A 16249-nucleotide genomic window follows, 5' to 3' on the forward strand; every position below is an offset into this window, starting at 1 on the left:
CTCCTGGAAACTGTTACTGAGCCATTGAGCTTGTGACATTGCCTGGCGTGGCGCCTTTTTTCAGAAACAGCCAGTTCGACGCCTGCACGCCGTCGAAGTTGATTGTATAGCGGCCATCTGCGTAGGTGGCGGGCAGCTTCTTGATTTGCCCTGGGGCGTCTTGAGAAAACAGGGTCAAGCCCTGTGGTGCCTGGATGGTCAGCGTGCCTTCCAGGGGCTCGACATAAAACGGTGTCTTGCCGTCATCCTGGGGGACGGCACGCGCGCCCAGTGAAATCAGTAGATCCTGCGAACGGCCCACAGGCGTGTCGTCCAGACTTTGTACCACCACACTGGCGTTGGCGGTCTTCACGTTCACCTCGATCTTGCCAAGGGCGATCGACTTACCGCCGATCCAGCCGGTAGCGGCCTGGGTGCGCGGCGTATTGATGGTGTAGACGCCTTGTTTCCAGTTGCGCTTGAGCTCGCCGGTGTCTGTGGTGGCCTCGCTCGCGTTGGCGTCCAGCAGCGACTGATTGGGGTCGTGAAACACCTGGGCATCGCCTGGAATCGTGCTCTGCTGCAACCAGGGCAACTCCGGTGTCGATGGCATCGCGATTTCCAGCTTGCCTTTCTCCATGGCGGTGCGCAGCAGTGCCGAGTTGGCCGCGCTGATCGACTGGTTGAACAGGGTGTCCGGCGTCGGTGCGAAGACGTAGGTTGTCCTGGCTGGTGCAACGTCGCCACGGCGATACAGCAAGGCAGCGGCGGGCAGGGTGGCCAGCAGTGCCGGATCGTTGTAGGCATGCCAGTTGTCGGCCGTCATCCAGCCACCGGTCAACGGCTCCTGACTGTAGGCATATTGCATCAGCGCATCCCAGCCCTGGTGACTGGCAGTGCCCGCCATGTACAGCGGCAACGAATGGCGGTCAGGGGTCGGGAAGGGTTCGTTGTTCCATTCGGTGACCGTCAGTGGTTTGCCGACGACCTGGCCGGCGGCGATCCAGTCGACGATGCCTTCGCTGGTGAGCGGGTTTTTTTCCAGTTGGCCAAGCCCCCCATAGCTATGGACGTCAATCACATCGCCGGCGGTCAGTGCCGGTAGCGAGTTCAGGCCGTTACCGCCCCAGCTGCTGGTCGTGGCAATGGGAACCTTCACGCCGAGGGTGCGCAGGTACTGAATCATGTCGACGTTGAAACGCTGCTCCAGGTCGTTGAGGAACAGCTTGGAGGGACCGGGCTCCCATGAGCGCCAGGTCTGGCTGGCAGACAGGTTGTGCTGCCGGGCAAAGGCCTCGGCCTCGGCCATGTAGACCTTGTTGTGCTTTGGCACCTTTTTGTCGGGCAACAGGGCATTGCCGTAGTGGTGAGTCACATCGTTTTCGTTGGTGATCAGTATGGCGGCGATCGCCGGATCGTCTTTGTAAGCGAGGCCGGTATAGGTGTTGACGTGGGTCAGGTAGCTTTCGGCGAAGCGCTTCATCGCTTGCTGAATAGTGCTGTTCACATAGGCATAGCCCTTGAGATCAGCGGTGTTTTTACTGTTTTTCGGCATTTCCTCGAAACCGAAGATATTGTCCTTGGCGCTAACGGCTCGCTCGACGTGCATATCGAGCCACACGTAAATGCCTTCGTCCTTGAGGCACTTGATCCACCAATCGATTTTCTTCAGCGATTCCGGGCTGAGTTGCTGGGTGTCCTGTATGACGTTGCCGTCGCCAAAGATGTTCGGAAAGACCCAGGGTGAGTCATGGTGATGCAGTCGCACGAGATTGAAGCCCAGTGCCGACAAGCGTTTGGCCTGCAGCTTGATGGCATCGTCAGGCGTGCGGTACAGCGCATAGGCGGAGAGGTTGGTGCCCCAAAAGCGCGCCGGGGTGCCGTCCGCGAACAGCAGCTGCTCTCCGGCGGCTTTGACGAAGCCACGCTTGCCCGCAGGCTTTTCCTGAGCGTTGAGAAAGGACAGGTCGACCGGTGAGGTTTTCCAGTCGAGCTTGTCTGTCGGCCAGTTCTTTGGCTGGTCCATTCCGAAGCGCTCGGAAGCGGTAGGGCCGAGCGTCACATCGCCCGAGACACTCAAGGTGGCGGTGAAATTCTGGCGACCGGGTTTGATCGAGTTCTTGTAGAAAAAAGCGCGTACCTGAGATTTATCACCCGGTTCAAAGTACACACTCTCCAGCGCAGGCTCGAAACGCATTTCGATGCGCCGCCCTTGTGCGTTGCCCCAGGACCAGCCGCGATTGTCGGGCAGCAAGGCAGGCTCGCCCATCTCACCCGGGAACAGGGCCGGGTCGAACCGGAAGACAATGCCGCCACCGATCACGTCCTGCTTCAGGCTGTGTGCATCCACGGCAAAGTTCCAGGTCAGTTTCTGCCCGTCTTCTTTCTGGACCTGTGCGCTCAAATCGAAATCCAGCGCTTTGTTCTGCCCGGCCAGGGAATAACGATAGGGCCCGTCGACCTTGAACTGACCCGCCAGATACGTCCAGGCCCAGTTTTTGTCCCAGAAGGTCAACGCACTGACAAGGGCAGGGCTGCCACCGCGCACCAGCATCGGCAGACCACTTCGTTCATCGACGCTGGCAACCCAGTCCGAAGCCCAGATACGTAACGGCCAAAACGCAGAAAACAGCAGGAGCAGGAGCAGTATCTGGGGACGACGAAACAATGGGGCCATGGGTTCTACCGGAGTTGGAGGTGGGCGCTCGCTGTGACGGCTGGGGAGGTCTGTCTGAGCCTGCGTGCCATCTGAGCATAGGCGACGCCCAGACCGGCCACCGACCAATACACCACGGGGATTACCGTGATACTGCTGACAGTCACGATGGTGATCAGGATCCCGGCCAGTGTTGCCAGGAGCGCACGTCCGAGTCGGCGTGCCTCATTTTCCTTGTTGGGGAACGAACGCATCCCCTTGCGGATGCCGTGCAGAACGCAGACGAAGAACATGACGAAAAGTGCCAACCCGATCAGGCCGACCGACAGCGCCACGCCGATATAGGTGTTCACGATATCGATGATGCCCTGGCCCTGGATCAGGGACTGCATTTCCGGTGTGCTGCGATAATCGAAGGACCCCAGCCAGGGGTTGCGCTGGATGACGATCACGGCGTTGTCGATCAGCTGCTGCCGGTAGGTGATGTTTTCCACTTCCACCGTGCCAATGAACGGCAGCAGATCAAGCACTTTCTGCCCGCCCGGCACCACGGCCAGCAGGGGTAGGGCAAGCATGCCGGCCACCCCCAGCAGCATCAGGCGCTTGAACGCTTTGCGGCCGGTGCTGATGAACGCCACGATCATCACCGCGGTGCCGATCCAGGGACCACGCGACAGTGGCGCGAACAGGCCGCCAGCGAGCAGGAGCGCGCCGAGGCTGCGTTGCAGTTTGCTGCGGACTTCTTCCTGCAAGTACAGATAAAAACCGATGGCGACACTGATGACGAAGCCCAGCGCGATGGCCTGGCCGGTGGTGACACTGGCGCGTAATGAGCCACCGCGGGTCAGGTAGCCGGACATCTCCCAGGGGACGCCCAAGGCACCGTTCAGCGCGCTGTAGAGCAGCCAGTTGCGGGTGTATTCGAAGAGGCCGATCAGTGACAGCAGCATGGCCGCCAGAACAAAACCGAACAGGGCGTCCTTGAAGTCGCTGAGGTTGCGCAGTGCCCGGCTGGCCACGTAGTAAGGCAAAAAAACTTCGATGAACAGATACAGCGTTTGCCGCAACGTATCGGTGACGGTGGTTTCGCGCAGGTACAGCAGGCTCGTCAACAGGATGTTGGCGGCCAACAGTCTGTCCGGCCAGGTGCGTCCGAAAGGTACAGTGTCTGCTCGTCTGCGCAGGGCGAAAAAAGCCGGAAGCAGTACGCACAATGCCAGGAGGCGAACATGGTTCAGGCCGAAAAAATAATTGATCACGCCGAAGCCGGGAATCTCCACCGTGGCGGGGGGCATGAGGAACAGCAGAAAGAAAAAAAGCGCCACCGGATTGCGCTCGCGTTTACGGGCAACGGTCAGCACGATCGCGGCGACGCCCGCGTAAATCCAGAAGCTGTGCGAAAAGAACGCCAGTAACGTCAAGGCAAACCACAGATTGCGCCGACGCGTGAAATCACGGTCGGGAATCAGGTCTGCGGCGGGTCGGCGAGCCATGGCAAAAACGACGCCGGCGAGGACCAGAATGACGATTAACGCGCGAAAGTGCTCAGGCATGGTGGGTCGTTCTTATCTGATTGATGAGCGACGGCTAGTCGAATGGCAAAATGCGACTATAGTACCTTTCGTGCCATTGAGTCCGGGGTTGATGTTATGCCGTTAGCCGATTCATCGCCATCAGTCGGTCTTCGCAAGAAAGCGATATCTGCGGGGGTATGGAATATCGGGGCGCTCGTAACGTCCCAAGCGTTTCGCCTCGGCGGCAACCTGATCATGGCCCGCCTGCTCATGCCGGAAATGTTCGGCGTCATGATGATCGCCACCACGGTCTCCGTGGTTCTGCACCTGCTTTCCGATGTGGGGTTGCGTCAGAACATCATCCAGAGCCCACGTGGCGACGACCCGGTTTTTCTCAACACCGTGTGGACCGTGCAGATCGTTCGCGGGCTCATCCTGTTTGCCTCGACCCTGCTGATCGCGGGTGTCGCCTGGTTTGCGCAAGCCCTCAATCTGTGGGCGAACAATTCCACTTACGCCGCACCCGAGTTGCCACTGGTATTGGCCGTGACAGGTCTGCTGGCAATCATCTTTGGCTTGCAGTCGACGAAAGTCGATTTGGCCGTGCGCGCTTTCCAGCAGAAAAAAGTGGTCATCGCCGAGTTCGTGTCGCAGTTCGCCGGGCTGTTGGCGATGCTGGCCGTCGGTTATTTCACCCGGTCCATCTGGTCACTGGTGGTGGCGGGACTGGTCTCGGCGATCGTCAGCACGGCAATGGGGCACCTCTGGTTCGAGGGGCCGCCCAATCGTCTGAAGTGGGAGAGTGATGCGCTCAAGGAACTGGTCGTCTTCGGCCGCTGGATTTTGCTGTCGTCGGCACTGGGCGTATTGGCCTTGTACGGAGACCGCGTCTGGTTCGGCGGCAGCATGACGGCTGCCGAACTGGGGGTCTACTCCATTGCCGTACTGATTTTGGGAGCACTGCAGCTAGGCATACAGAAGATTTTCGGGGCCGTGGCGTTGCCGGCCTTCAGCGAGGCTACCAGGACCCATGACACTGCACGTCTGCAGACGTTGTATTACCGCCTCAAGATGATGTTCGATCTACTCTGTCTGTTTTTCTGTGGCTTGTTCTGGACCGGCAGTCCACTGCTCATCCACGTCTTGTACGATGAGCGTTATGCCCAGGCTGGCGACATGATGGCGATCCTTTCACTGTCTTTTTTCACCATGCGCTATATGTTGGCTCATCAGGTCTGGATTGCCCTGGGGTTCACCAAGTACCAGGCCATGGACAACATCATTCGGGTGGTCTCGCTGTGGGTGCTGCTGCCTTTGCTGCTGGCCATCGGCGGGGTCAAATACGCGATCTGGGGTGCCGCGCTGCACACATTCCCTACGCTTATCCTGGTTTTCTATGTCAACTATCGTCTGGGGATGCTGGATCTCAAGCGTGAACTGATCGTGCTGCCCATGCTGGTCGTGGGGGCCCTGTGCGGAGAGTTGTTGACGAGCCTTGCCAAGTGGCTTTGATTTGAACTATCTCTGTTATTACCGGTTCCGTGGGGGAGTCAATGCGGGTTGCTCACAAAAATCGTGACGTTGACGTTTAGTTGAAATTTCCAACGCAACCTGGCTGTCGTGGAGCTTTGAATCGTGAAAAAAACTGATTTGAAAACCTCTGTGATGGGGCGCAGAGATTTCCTCCAGGCATGTGCCCTGTTGAGCCTCGGAGGGCTTGTGTTTGACGTCTCCGAAGCCGTTGCCCGGCCTTCTCCTGTTAAATCCGAGTTTGTTGTCATCAACGGATGGGTGCTGCCTGCCCAGCATTTTCGGCAAACACAAGCATGATAAAAGATTACCGGACGCAAAAAGAACTGCGTGACCACTATGACGTCTGCATCATCGGTGGTGGGCCGGCCGGCATTACGCTGGCGTTGCGTCTGGCCGGTAACGGACGGCATATCGTGCTTGTCGAAGGCGGTGGGCACGAGTACTCACCGGTTTCGCAGGAACTCTACCAGTGCCCGTCGACAGGCCTCGATGTCTACGCAGCGGAAACACGCCTGCGCTTTCTGGGCGGAACTTCCAATCACTGGGCCGGACGATGCCGCCCATTCGAGCGCTCGGACTTTGCCGTGGCCCCTCCCATACACTTGCCCGGCTGGCCCATCGCGTTTTCCGAGATCGAGCGCAATCTGGAGGCGGCCATGGACATTGTCGATCTTCCACCGCACTCCGGGTTCAAGGCGATCAATGCCAATCTGGATGGCGACGACTTTGTAGCCGATCGCTTCCTGCTCAGCCCACCGACGCGATTTGCACAGAAATATGCCAAGGAACTCAATGAAACCGAGGGGCTTGATGTATTCATCAACTGCAACTGCGTCGATCTTGAGTTCGATAGCAAGACCGGCCGCATCGAGACGATAGTCGTCTCCGATTACGAAATGCATCGGGAAAAAGTCAGGGCCAAACAATTCATTCTGGCCACCGGCGCGATCGAGAATGCCAGGCAGTTGCTCAACAGTGAGTCCCTGGCCGCTGGCGGTATCGTCAGCAAGGACGGGTTTGTCGGCAGATGCTTCATGGAACATCTGAACGTGGACATGGGCACCTTCATCCTCAAGGACGGGCAGGGGACGGATGCCCGGCAGTACTTCACGACCGATGCCTTCGTGACGGAGCACGAGTCGGGTAAAGGAAACGTGACGGCCTCGCTGGTATCCGAAGTGAAAGCGTATGGGCGGACGGCGGCGATCAAGGATTTTTTCGAGAATCTCATCTGTGACATCGGGGCGGAGCACAAGATCGAGTTCATTACCCGGTTCGATTGCCCCGGGGATGGAGTGCTCGGTACGTTGATCGAGCAATTCCCCAACCCCAACAGCCGCATCTCGATGCTCGACGAGCGGGATGCGTTAGGGATGAAAAAAATAAACGTTCATTGGGAGCTGACCCCGGCAGACAGAAATACCGTCAAGTCCATAGGGCTCGAAGTGGCCAAGTGTTTTGCCGATACGGGGCTGGGCTTTGTCAAACTGGAAGAGTGCGTTTATGACGTCGAATTGCCGCTGAAGGTCAATCCCCATGCCCACCACATGGGCACCACACGGATGGCGGCCTCGCCTGAATTTGGTGTGGTCGATGAAAACTGCAAGGTGTTCGGGGTCGAGAATCTTTACGTGGCGGGCAGCAGCGTCTTTGCGACGGGAGGTGCCTGCAACCCGACGATGCCGCTTCTGCAACTGGCGTTGAGGCTGGCGGACCATCTGAATCAGGAGATGGGCCCATCGATAGGAAGGTATTCCGGAACGGGAGAGTTTGTCGATTTTCCGAGTTGAAACTTAAAGAGGAGTCTACGCTTAGGGTAGTGGTAATAAAGATCAGGGTCGTCGAACTCTGGCACGGATGTATATCGCTGAATATTGAGGCTGACAGGATGATTGGTCTACTAAAACGCGCTATCGCTCACTACGCCAAGACAACAGGGCGTGGAACTTCACTCTATAAAAAGTTTTGTAAACCGGACGGGTATGAATGGGCTCAACACATGGGGCGCTGGGGAGGACTGCACTCCGTCGGTAAGGGGGCCTGGATCAACCTGGGGTGCAACATCACCGACCCCGCGATGCTTCGACTCGGCGACAACGTAGGATTGTCCGATTGCACGATATTCGGCCATGACGGCATCGTCCATGTCATCAATGCGCGTGACGGAACCAAGCTCGATTCTGTCGGCGGTGTCGATATCCGTGCCAATTCCTTTGTCGGCCACGGCGCGATCGTCATGCCGCGCGTAACGATTGGCCCGGACTCAGTGGTGGCCGCTGGCGCGGTGGTACTGAGAGACGTTCCGCCCGGGATGGTGGTCGGGGGTAATCCAGCCAGGGTTATCTGCACGATGGAAACCCTGGTGAAAAATATCAAGGAGCGTTGCGCCGAGTACCCCTGGATGAGCCTGATCGAAAATCGTGACGGGTTGTTCGACCCTGAGCTGGAACCGAAGCTGCAAGCCATGCGAGCCGAGTATTTCTTTGGCGAAGAACAACACAATGGTTAGTGCCGAACTTGATGTGTTGGTGGTTAATTACAATACAGCCACTTTATTGCAGCCGATGTTCAATGCGTTACGCCAATCAAATAACGCGGATCGCACGCGTTATTTGGTGGTGGACAATGCCTCTGCCGATAATTCACTGGAGTGTCTGGCCAATGTTTGTCCAGAGGCATTGCAAGTGGCCAATGACAGTAATGTCGGTTTTGGCCGGGCCAATAATCAATTGGTTGAACACCTTCAGGGCAAGTACGCGTTACTGCTCAATACCGACGCCTTCGTTGCGGCGGATACCCTGAACAAGACCCTCGAATACATGGAGGCGCACCCGGATTGCGGAATCCTGGGTGTTCGCCTGGTGGGCCGGGACGGGGATTTGCAACCCTCCTGCCGCTATTTTCCAACGCCATTGAATGTCTTCATGGCGCGTACGGGGCTTGAGCGTTTTTTCCCCGGGGTGAAGAAAGTCGATGACATGACCTGGGACCATAACTCGGTACGTGAGTGCGACTGGGTGCCCGGATGCTATTACCTGATTCGTCGAGAAGTCATCGATCAGGTTGGCCTGTTCGATCCACGCTACTTTCTCTACTACGAAGAAGTTGACCACTGCAAACGCGTCAAACAGGCCGGCTGGAAAGTGGTGTATTACCCGCATACCACGGTGGTGCACATTGGCGGCGAAAGTGCCAAATCCGTCGATGCACTCAACGCGGCCAGTCGACAGATACCCAAGTTGCAAATCGAAAGCGAGCTTTTGTACTTCCGCAAACATCACGGTTTGCTCGGGCTGGCCTGGCATATGTTGCTGGTGAGCCTGGGGGATCTGATCCTGGCGCTCAAGGCGCTGCTGAAGGGCCGAGGTCGAGCGGCCATCGGGGCGTGCTGGCAGCATGCCCGTGCTACCTGGGCGCTGCTGCGTGATACCCGACTCGCTAGCCAACCAACACGGTAGATCAATTCATGTTCGAAAACATACGTGCGGACTTGCGTGCATACGCGGGTGATTGGGCCGCTCAGGGATTCTGGGTGATGTTGGTCTACCGGTTTGGCCGCTGGCGCTACGGCGTGCGGCCAGCGCCATTACGCAAGGTGTTCTCCTTTATCTACAAAGTACTCTTCAAGTTTGTGCAGATCATCACGGGCATCGAATTGCCCTGTGAAGTCGTGGTCGGCCGCAACTTCGTCATCGATCACTTTGGCGGCATCGTCATCAGTGGATACGCGCAGTTCGGCGATGACTGCCGCATCCGCAACGGCGTGGTCGTCGGGCTGAAGAATGTGAAGGAACCGATTGCCCCGGTGTTCGGCAACAACGTGGACATCGGCACGGGCGCCAAGGTGCTGGGCAATATCCGCATTGGCAACAATGTGGTGATTGGTGCCAATGCGGTGGTCCTCACCGATGTGCCGGATAACTCGATTGCAGTGGGGGTGCCTGCGACGATCAAGACCAGGCAGAGCGCAGAAGCCAGGGAATGCATTTGAACGCCATGGCTAACGGTATAGGCGTGGTCGTGATCGGGCGCAATGAAGGCCCGCGGCTGGAACGTTGCCTGGCGTCGCTGGCCGGCATGGCACAGCAGATTGTCTATGTCGATTCGGGCTCAACCGACGGTTCCGTGCAGTTGGCGCAAAGGCTTGGCGTCGAGGTGGTCGAGCTGGACATGACGATTCCCTTTACTGCCGCGCGTGCGCGCAATGAAGGGTTCGCCTGCGTGAAGCGTCTGTTGCCCACCGTGCGATACGTGCAATTCGTCGATGGTGATTGCGAGGTCGTCGTGGGCTGGCTGAGCCGGGCACAGGCCTTTCTGGAGGCACAGCCCGAGGTGGCAGTGGTGTGCGGACGGCGTCGTGAACGTTTTCCGCAACGTTCGATTTACAACCTGATGTGTGATCTCGAATGGGATACGCCGGTGGGTGAGGCCAAGGCTTGCGGGGGCGATGCCCTGATGCGCGCCAATGCCTTTGCCGCGGTGTCCGGTTTTCGCCCGGATCTCATCGCCGGGGAAGAGCCTGAACTGTGCGTACGACTGCGCGCCAGGGGCTGGAAGGTCTGGCGCCTGGCAGACGAGATGACCTTGCACGATGCCGCCATGACCCGCTTCGGCCAATGGTGGCGGCGCACCTTGCGCGGTGGCTATGCCTTTGCCGAGGGCGCGTTTCTGCATGGGGCGCCGCCGGAGCGACATTGGCGGCGCGAGTCTCGACGTGCCTGGTTCTGGGGTTTGTTGATCCCGCTGATGACCTTGATCACCAGCCTGGTGATCGGATGGTCCGGGCTGCTTCTGTTGCTGGTCTATCCGTTGCAGGTCGTGCGTCTGGCGCGGCGGGGGGACGGAGCGTCTGGCAATAATTGGGTGCTGGCTTTCTTTCTTGTGCTGGGAAAATTTCCCGAGATGCTCGGGCAAGTCAAGTTTCTACTGAACAGATTCGGTGCCGGAAAGTCGGCTTTGATCGAATACAAGTGAGACTTCTATGAATAACTGGCTGGCACTGAAAAGCATGTTTTCCTTACATGCCGGGTATTCCCTCAGGGCAATGAAGAACAAGCTCAAGATGCTGGTTCTGGTGATCAAGAACCGCGCCGAGTTAAAGGTGTTTTTATCGCGCATGTCCAATGCCCTGGGTAAAACCGGTCTGGAACGGTTGGGCGGCGATTGCCTCGGTGTCGTTCACTGGCCCTACATCAGCAAAAGCTGGACCTCCCGGGATCGCCTTGGCGTATTGGCCTCGCACTACGAAGTGGTGACCAAAAGCTGCCCGCAATTACTGCTGTATGGGCGAGACGAAAGTCTGGTCTTGAGTGATCTATCGGATTTCTCTGCGGGTTGCTCGCTGGTTCTGGATCGCCCTGTGTGGTTCATGCGCGAAGGAGAACTGGTGCTGAACCTGTTTCAGGAAGATTTGCGCATCGCCTCAATCGCCTTCACGTTGTGCATTGCAGAGGGTGAACTGTGCATCTTCATCGGAGCGGTGCAAGGGATACACAAAGGCATTGAAAGTGAGAAGTCCCTGGGCATTTACCGGGACCTGACCAAGGACTTCGAAGGTCTGCGCCCCAGAAGCTTTCTCATAGAAGTCATCAAGTACATTGCAACGAACATCGGTGCGGAAAAAATTTATGCCGTAGGGGATGGATACCGTCACCATCGCCATCCGTATTTTGGGGCTCACAAAGCTCAAGAATTGTTGGCCGATTATGATTCGATCTGGCTGGAGCATGGAGCGATACCCTCCCGACGCGAAGATTTTTTCGAGATCCCCCTGGCCTCATCCAGGAAGCCGCTTGATGCCATCGCTTCAAAAAAACGCGCCATGTACCGTCGGCGTTACGAGCTGCTCGACAGCACTTTCACAAAAATAGATAACGTCTTGAAAGGCTGCTATGCCGTGCATTGACGCTCAAGGCTCGTGTACTACTGTGGAAGTGACTGCAGTAACCACCCATCGAAACGACAACTAAGCTTGGTCCCTATGCGTATCGCTTACTTCATCAATCAATACCCGAAGGTCAGCCACAGCTTTATTCGTCGCGAGATTCTGGCACTGGAACGCCAGGGCTTTGTCGTGCAGCGCGTTGCGTTGCGTGGCTGGGATGCCGACGAGTTGGTGGATGCCGAGGATGTGTCGGAACGCAATAAAACCCGTTATGTACTGCAAGACGGTGTCAAAGGCCTGTTATCGCCAGTGCTGCAGGTGCTGCGTGCCGAGCCGCGACGCTTTTTTTCAGCGCTGTGGCTGGCGTTACGCATGAGCCGGCGTGCCGATCGTGCCTGGCCTTACCACCTGGTCTATCTGTTCGAAGCGTGCCGCCTGCACACCTGGTTACAGGACTGCGACGCCGGGCATGTGCATGCGCATTTCGGCACTAACTCAACCGAGGTGGTGATGCTGGCCAACGCACTCGGCGGGCCGGCGTACAGTTTCACCGTGCATGGCCCGGAAGAGTTCGACAAACCACAGTTCATTCATTTGGGCGAGAAAGTCCGGCGTTCGGCTTTTGTTGCGGCGATCAGCGCCTATGGGCGCAGCCAACTGTTTCGCTGGGTGGATCATGCCCATTGGCCGAAAGTGAAAGTGGTGCATTGTGGCCTGGAGCAAGCGTTCCACAATGTCCCGGCGGTGGCCGTGCCGTCCGCTCCGCGCCTGGTGTGCGTGGGGCGCCTGTGTGAGCAGAAGGGCCAGCTGCTATTGCTGGAAGCGGCCCGCATCCTCGCGGCACAAGGCGTGGCGTTCGAGTTGGTACTGGCGGGCGATGGCGAAATGCGAGCGCAGATCGAGGCATTGATCACCCAGTACGGTTTGCAGGCCCAGGTGCGAATTACCGGCTGGATCAGCAGCGAGCAGGTGCGCGCGGAAATCCTGGCCGCGCGGGCCATGGTCCTGCCCAGCTTCGCCGAGGGCTTGCCGGTGGTCATCATGGAAGCCATGGCCTTGCGCCGGCCCGTGCTGACGACCTATGTCGCCGGCATTCCCGAGCTGGTGCGTCAGGGCGAGAACGGCTGGCTGTTTCCCGCTGGCGACGTGGACGAATTGGCGGCGGCGCTGGCCGATTGCCTGGCGCAACCGGTCGAGGTCTTGCAACGCATGGGCGAGGCGGCTTATCAGCGGGTACTGGAGCGCCACGATATCGATACCGAAGCGGCCAAGCTGGCTGCCTTGTTCAGGGCGCACCCATGATGACCTTGTTTAACGGGCTGTTCAGCGCACTGTTGATCCTCATCGTCCTGCCGGTGCTGGTGCTGTTTGTCCAGGTGCTGCTGGCGTGCCTGCCGGCGCGGTCGCTGCCGCCGGCGAGAGGATCGCGCCCCAGGGTGGCGGTGCTGGTGCCGGCGCACAATGAGTCCTCGGTGATCGTCGCGACCTTGAACAGCATCCTGCCGCAATTGGCGCAAGACGACCGCCTGTTGGTGGTCGCGGACAATTGCTCCGACGACACGACGGCGCTGGCGCGCGCGGCGGGCGCCGAAGTGGTCGAGCGCAGCAATCTGCAGCAGCGTGGCAAGGGCTATGCGCTGGACTTCGGTGTACGTCACCTGGCTGGCGCCGCGCCGGATGTCCTGATCATTGTCGATGCCGACTGCCAGGTGAGCGAAGGCTTTATCGAGCGGTTGGCCATCTGTTGCATCGACGCCGGACGACCCGCCCAATCGCTGAACCTGATGCTTGCACCGGCGGGCTCCGGGTTGAAAGTGCAGATTGCCGAGTTCGCCTGGTGCGTGAAGAATCTGGTGCGTCCACGAGGCTGGGCGCGGATCGGGTTGCCCTGTCAGTTGATGGGCACGGGAATGGCATTCGCCTGGCGCGACCTGCCTTTGATCGAATTGGCCAGCGGCCACATCGTCGAAGATTTGAAGATGGGCCTGGATTTCTGTCGCAGTGGCAAGCCGCCGTTGTTTTGCCCCGACGCACGGGTGACCAGTTATTTTCCGCGCAGTGAAGAGGGCCTGACGACCCAGCGCACGCGCTGGGAACATGGCCATCTGGGCGTCATCCTGGGCGATACGCCAAAGTTGTTTATGGAATCGATTGGCAAGCGTAACGGCAGCCTGCTGGCCATGACCCTGGATCTGCTGGTGCCGCCGCTGGCCTTGTTGACCCTGGTCCTGGTGGCGGCATTCGTCCTTTCATGGCTGGTGTTTCTACTGGCCGGAATGTTGGCGCCGGCGTTGATTGCATCGGCCGGGGTCGCGCTGTTGGGGGTGACGATCCTGTTGGTGTGGAGCCAGTTCGGCCGGCAGATCATTGCCTTTTCGGCCCTGATGTACGCGCCGTTCTATGCCGTCAAAAAAATTCCCCTGTACATCGGCTTTCTGCTCAAGCGCCAGGTTGAATGGGTACGTTCCAAGCGAGACGACAACTGATGCGCACTTTGGCCTGGCTACACAAATGGCAGACGATCATCCACAAACTCAGGGTGGTCAATGAGGGTGATGACGAACACGCGCTGATCGATGCGTTATCCCACCCTGAGACGGCGACCGTATTGGGGTTCGTCAACGCCCACGCCATGAACCTGGTGGCGGCCAACACCGCTTACTACGACTCGCTGTCGGCGGCTGACGTGTTGCTGCGCGACGGTTCCGGCATGGCCATTCTCTTGCGCAGACTCGGCCTGGCGCCGGGGCTGAACATGAACGGTACCGATTTCATCCCCAGACTGCTGGCCGCTTACAAGGGGCGGCGCGTGGCGTTCTGGGGCACTGAAGAGACGTATCTGCTCAATGCCGTGCGGCACTGCGAAGCGACGTATTCAGTGAACGTTGTTTCAGCTCACCACGGTTTTGCCGATGTGGACGCCTATATCGCGCTGGCCCGGGAGTATCGGCCGGAGCTGGTGGTCCTCGGCATGGGCATGCCCAAGCAAGAAGCCGTCGCCGCAAGGCTCGCGAACAGTGGCGTGCCGTGTCTGATCGTCTGCGGTGGGGCGATTCTCGATTTTCTCGGCGGCAAAGTGAGTCGCGCCCCGCAATGGATGCGCCGTCTCGGTTGTGAGTGGGTGTTCAGGTTGATCAGTGAGCCGAAGCGACTGTTCACGCGCTATGTGGTGGGCAACCCGATGTTTCTGCTGCGCACGTTGATTTTCCGGGAGCGCACGGTGACGACCTGACGTGCGAACGATCGGCTTCGCTGCAAAAATGCGCGGATATAAACCCGGCAGTGGCGTCTCATCTGCCTTGCAAAACCCAGGCGCAGCATCTTTACTCCTGTGGGGGTAATATCGAATTGATGGCCTGTTTTTGGGGTGTCTTCTTCAGGACTGTTGCCGGAAATATTGTCGGACAACCCATGATTCCATGCAGGGGAGGCTGGCAATCGATCCCTTATATCGAGTCCAGATATCGTTACTTGCAAACTAATTCAACCTCTTCTCGACGTGTGCAAGTGAGCCAATGAAAGAAAATATAGCGGCACTGATACGCAAGCTAATTTCTCCTTCTTTACGATTCGAGATAAGAAAAGCGGTTTCCTGGTTGCGAGACATATTGAGTCGGGCCTGTTTCTGGCGCTGGGAAATCGTCAGATTCAAGCTGCGGGAAAATAGCCCCTTCCACGTCATCTATGTCGGCAGGAAAGCCCAGCGCGAATTCGCGAAAGTGCTGATGGGAGCCGATTCCGCCGCCTCCGATACCCCACTGAATTCAGACCCGTCAAGCCAGGCGGTACTGGTCAGTGAAATGCCGACCCCGGGCGCATTGTGCGTGCCTCAATATTTGAGTGCCGTTGTGCCGCTCAGCCGATCGATCGACGAGATCACCGCGCGATACAACACCGAACTACGGCGAAACCTGCGCAAGAACCGTCTGCGCTATCGCATGCAGCAGGCGTTGAACGACGACGAAATCGAGAGCGCCGATCTGCAGATGCTGCAGCCCTACGCCAAGGCCAGGCATGGCGCAGCCGCCTCTCAGATCGAAACCCATGAAGTTCGACGGGTGGCGAAAAACGCCGGGCGTCTTGATCTGGTGCTGCTCGAAGACGAAGTGGTCGCCTGCCATCTGGGGTGCGTGATTACCCGCGCCGGCAAGCGCTACTGGAGCACCATCCGTTTTGGCTACCCTGAGACCGTGTATTCAGACGCCAAGAAACTGCGCGAAATAAACTCGATCACCACATTCATGGCGCTGGAATGGGCGCTGGAAAACGGTTTTGACTATTACGACATCGGCACTTGCCTGGCGCGCCCTGACGATGGGCTTCTTGAGTGGAAAAGAAGACGCGGCGGGGACGTCGATACCCTGGGTAACTACGGATATATGTTTGTAAGACTGCCCAAGACCGGTGCTGCGCAATTTCTCTGGGAGACCCCGCTGTTTGCTGTGGAAGGTAAAGAACTGACCCTTCATTTAGGGCTGCCCGACGGGCCGAGTGATGACGAGATCGCGAGCCGCTACCGTGAAATGGGTTTTGGTGGACTGTCCAAAATATATCTCCACTGTGCGCGCAAACCGCAAGAGTCAGTGCTCGAAACCCTGCGTGGCCGCTACAGCCATCTGAAGACTGCCCCAATCATGGAGTGCGTTATATCCGCCTGAATGGATTTCGGAATTAAACGAGTAC

The 16249-nt window shown here is 58.1% G+C and carries 14 protein-coding genes; 12 read left to right on the top strand and 2 right to left on the bottom strand.

Annotation, left to right across the window (positions count from 1 at the left end; all coding sequences use genetic code 11):
* Nucleotides 1-13 precede the first annotated feature (13 nt).
* Both ACGJAX_RS17280 and ACGJAX_RS17285 read right to left on the bottom strand, forming a co-directional pair.
* The gene (locus ACGJAX_RS17280) at nucleotides 14-2656 is read right to left on the bottom strand and encodes a glycosyl hydrolase family 5 (protein WP_390955479.1); all 2643 of its coding nucleotides are present in this window, start codon (nucleotides 2654-2656) and stop codon (nucleotides 14-16) included.
* A gap of 5 nt (nucleotides 2657-2661) precedes the next feature.
* Entirely contained in the window at nucleotides 2662-4188 is a 1527-nt protein-coding gene (locus ACGJAX_RS17285; protein WP_390955480.1) for an O-antigen ligase family protein, read from the bottom strand.
* Between the two features lie 96 nt (nucleotides 4189-4284).
* On the opposite strand from ACGJAX_RS17285, the gene ACGJAX_RS17290 reads away from it, so the two are divergent.
* The 12 genes from ACGJAX_RS17290 to ACGJAX_RS17345 all read left to right on the top strand — a co-directional run bounded on the left by ACGJAX_RS17290 (nucleotide 4285) and on the right by ACGJAX_RS17345 (nucleotide 16224).
* Nucleotides 4285-5661, top strand: coding sequence for an oligosaccharide flippase family protein (locus ACGJAX_RS17290; RefSeq protein WP_390955481.1), 1377 nt, complete (start codon nucleotides 4285-4287; stop codon nucleotides 5659-5661).
* Between the two features lie 123 nt (nucleotides 5662-5784).
* On the top strand, nucleotides 5785-5979 hold the full coding sequence (locus ACGJAX_RS17295; RefSeq protein WP_390955482.1) for a hypothetical protein: 195 nt from the start codon (nucleotides 5785-5787) through the stop codon (nucleotides 5977-5979).
* Nucleotides 5976-7472, top strand: a complete 1497-nt coding sequence (locus ACGJAX_RS17300; RefSeq protein ID WP_390955483.1) for an FAD-dependent oxidoreductase — start codon at nucleotides 5976-5978, stop codon at nucleotides 7470-7472. Before ACGJAX_RS17295 ends, ACGJAX_RS17300 begins: the two co-directional genes overlap by 4 nt.
* Nucleotides 7473-7570: 98 nt before the next feature.
* Nucleotides 7571-8191 carry an acyltransferase gene (locus ACGJAX_RS17305; RefSeq protein WP_090327263.1) on the top strand — a complete coding sequence of 207 codons (621 nt, stop codon included), beginning with the start codon at nucleotides 7571-7573 and terminating at the stop codon, nucleotides 8189-8191.
* Nucleotides 8184-9140, top strand: a complete 957-nt coding sequence (locus ACGJAX_RS17310; protein ID WP_090319815.1) for a glycosyltransferase family 2 protein — start codon at nucleotides 8184-8186, stop codon at nucleotides 9138-9140. The genes ACGJAX_RS17305 and ACGJAX_RS17310 overlap by 8 nt, the downstream gene beginning before the upstream one ends.
* 8 nt (nucleotides 9141-9148) lie before the next feature.
* Nucleotides 9149-9673: a serine O-acetyltransferase gene (locus ACGJAX_RS17315; protein WP_390955484.1), complete on the top strand. Its 525-nt coding sequence runs from the start codon at nucleotides 9149-9151 to the stop codon at nucleotides 9671-9673.
* 5 nt (nucleotides 9674-9678) lie between these two features.
* Nucleotides 9679-10656, top strand: coding sequence for a glycosyltransferase (locus ACGJAX_RS17320; RefSeq protein WP_390959903.1), 978 nt, complete (start codon nucleotides 9679-9681; stop codon nucleotides 10654-10656).
* A gap of 7 nt (nucleotides 10657-10663) precedes the next feature.
* A complete protein-coding gene (locus ACGJAX_RS17325) occupies nucleotides 10664-11587 on the top strand; it encodes a DUF535 family protein (protein WP_390955485.1) in 924 nt (307 codons plus the stop codon).
* Nucleotides 11588-11662: 75 nt separating this feature from the next.
* On the top strand, nucleotides 11663-12868 hold the full coding sequence (locus ACGJAX_RS17330) for a glycosyltransferase (protein WP_390955486.1): 1206 nt from the start codon (nucleotides 11663-11665) through the stop codon (nucleotides 12866-12868).
* Nucleotides 12865-14052: a glycosyltransferase gene (locus tag ACGJAX_RS17335; protein WP_390955487.1), complete on the top strand. Its 1188-nt coding sequence runs from the start codon at nucleotides 12865-12867 to the stop codon at nucleotides 14050-14052. The genes ACGJAX_RS17330 and ACGJAX_RS17335 overlap by 4 nt, the downstream gene beginning before the upstream one ends.
* Entirely contained in the window at nucleotides 14052-14798 is a 747-nt protein-coding gene (locus tag ACGJAX_RS17340; RefSeq protein WP_390955488.1) for a WecB/TagA/CpsF family glycosyltransferase, read from the top strand. The genes ACGJAX_RS17335 and ACGJAX_RS17340 overlap by 1 nt, the downstream gene beginning before the upstream one ends.
* A gap of 283 nt (nucleotides 14799-15081) precedes the next feature.
* A complete protein-coding gene (locus ACGJAX_RS17345; protein ID WP_390955490.1) occupies nucleotides 15082-16224 on the top strand; it encodes a hypothetical protein in 1143 nt (380 codons plus the stop codon).
* The last annotated feature ends 25 nt before the right edge of the window (nucleotides 16225-16249 follow it).

Origin of the sequence: Pseudomonas moorei, assembly GCF_042846945.1 — a bacterium.
Classification (GTDB): Bacteria; Pseudomonadota; Gammaproteobacteria; order Pseudomonadales; family Pseudomonadaceae; genus Aquipseudomonas; species Aquipseudomonas moorei.

Coding starts and splice junctions, on each gene's coding strand:
- ACGJAX_RS17280 (WP_390955479.1), bottom strand. CDS start 2,656: ATGGCCCCATTGTTTCGTCGTCCCCAGATACTGCTCCTGCTCCTGCTG.
- ACGJAX_RS17285 (WP_390955480.1), bottom strand. CDS start 4,188: ATGCCTGAGCACTTTCGCGCGTTAATCGTCATTCTGGTCCTCGCCGGC.
- ACGJAX_RS17290 (WP_390955481.1), top strand. CDS start 4,285: ATGCCGTTAGCCGATTCATCGCCATCAGTCGGTCTTCGCAAGAAAGCG.
- ACGJAX_RS17300 (WP_390955483.1), top strand. CDS start 5,976: ATGATAAAAGATTACCGGACGCAAAAAGAACTGCGTGACCACTATGAC.
- ACGJAX_RS17305 (WP_090327263.1), top strand. CDS start 7,571: ATGATTGGTCTACTAAAACGCGCTATCGCTCACTACGCCAAGACAACA.
- ACGJAX_RS17310 (WP_090319815.1), top strand. CDS start 8,184: ATGGTTAGTGCCGAACTTGATGTGTTGGTGGTTAATTACAATACAGCC.
- ACGJAX_RS17315 (WP_390955484.1), top strand. CDS start 9,149: ATGTTCGAAAACATACGTGCGGACTTGCGTGCATACGCGGGTGATTGG.
- ACGJAX_RS17320 (WP_390959903.1), top strand. CDS start 9,679: ATGGCTAACGGTATAGGCGTGGTCGTGATCGGGCGCAATGAAGGCCCG.
- ACGJAX_RS17325 (WP_390955485.1), top strand. CDS start 10,664: ATGAATAACTGGCTGGCACTGAAAAGCATGTTTTCCTTACATGCCGGG.
- ACGJAX_RS17330 (WP_390955486.1), top strand. CDS start 11,663: ATGCGTATCGCTTACTTCATCAATCAATACCCGAAGGTCAGCCACAGC.
- ACGJAX_RS17335 (WP_390955487.1), top strand. CDS start 12,865: ATGATGACCTTGTTTAACGGGCTGTTCAGCGCACTGTTGATCCTCATC.
- ACGJAX_RS17340 (WP_390955488.1), top strand. CDS start 14,052: ATGCGCACTTTGGCCTGGCTACACAAATGGCAGACGATCATCCACAAA.
- ACGJAX_RS17345 (WP_390955490.1), top strand. CDS start 15,082: ATGAAAGAAAATATAGCGGCACTGATACGCAAGCTAATTTCTCCTTCT.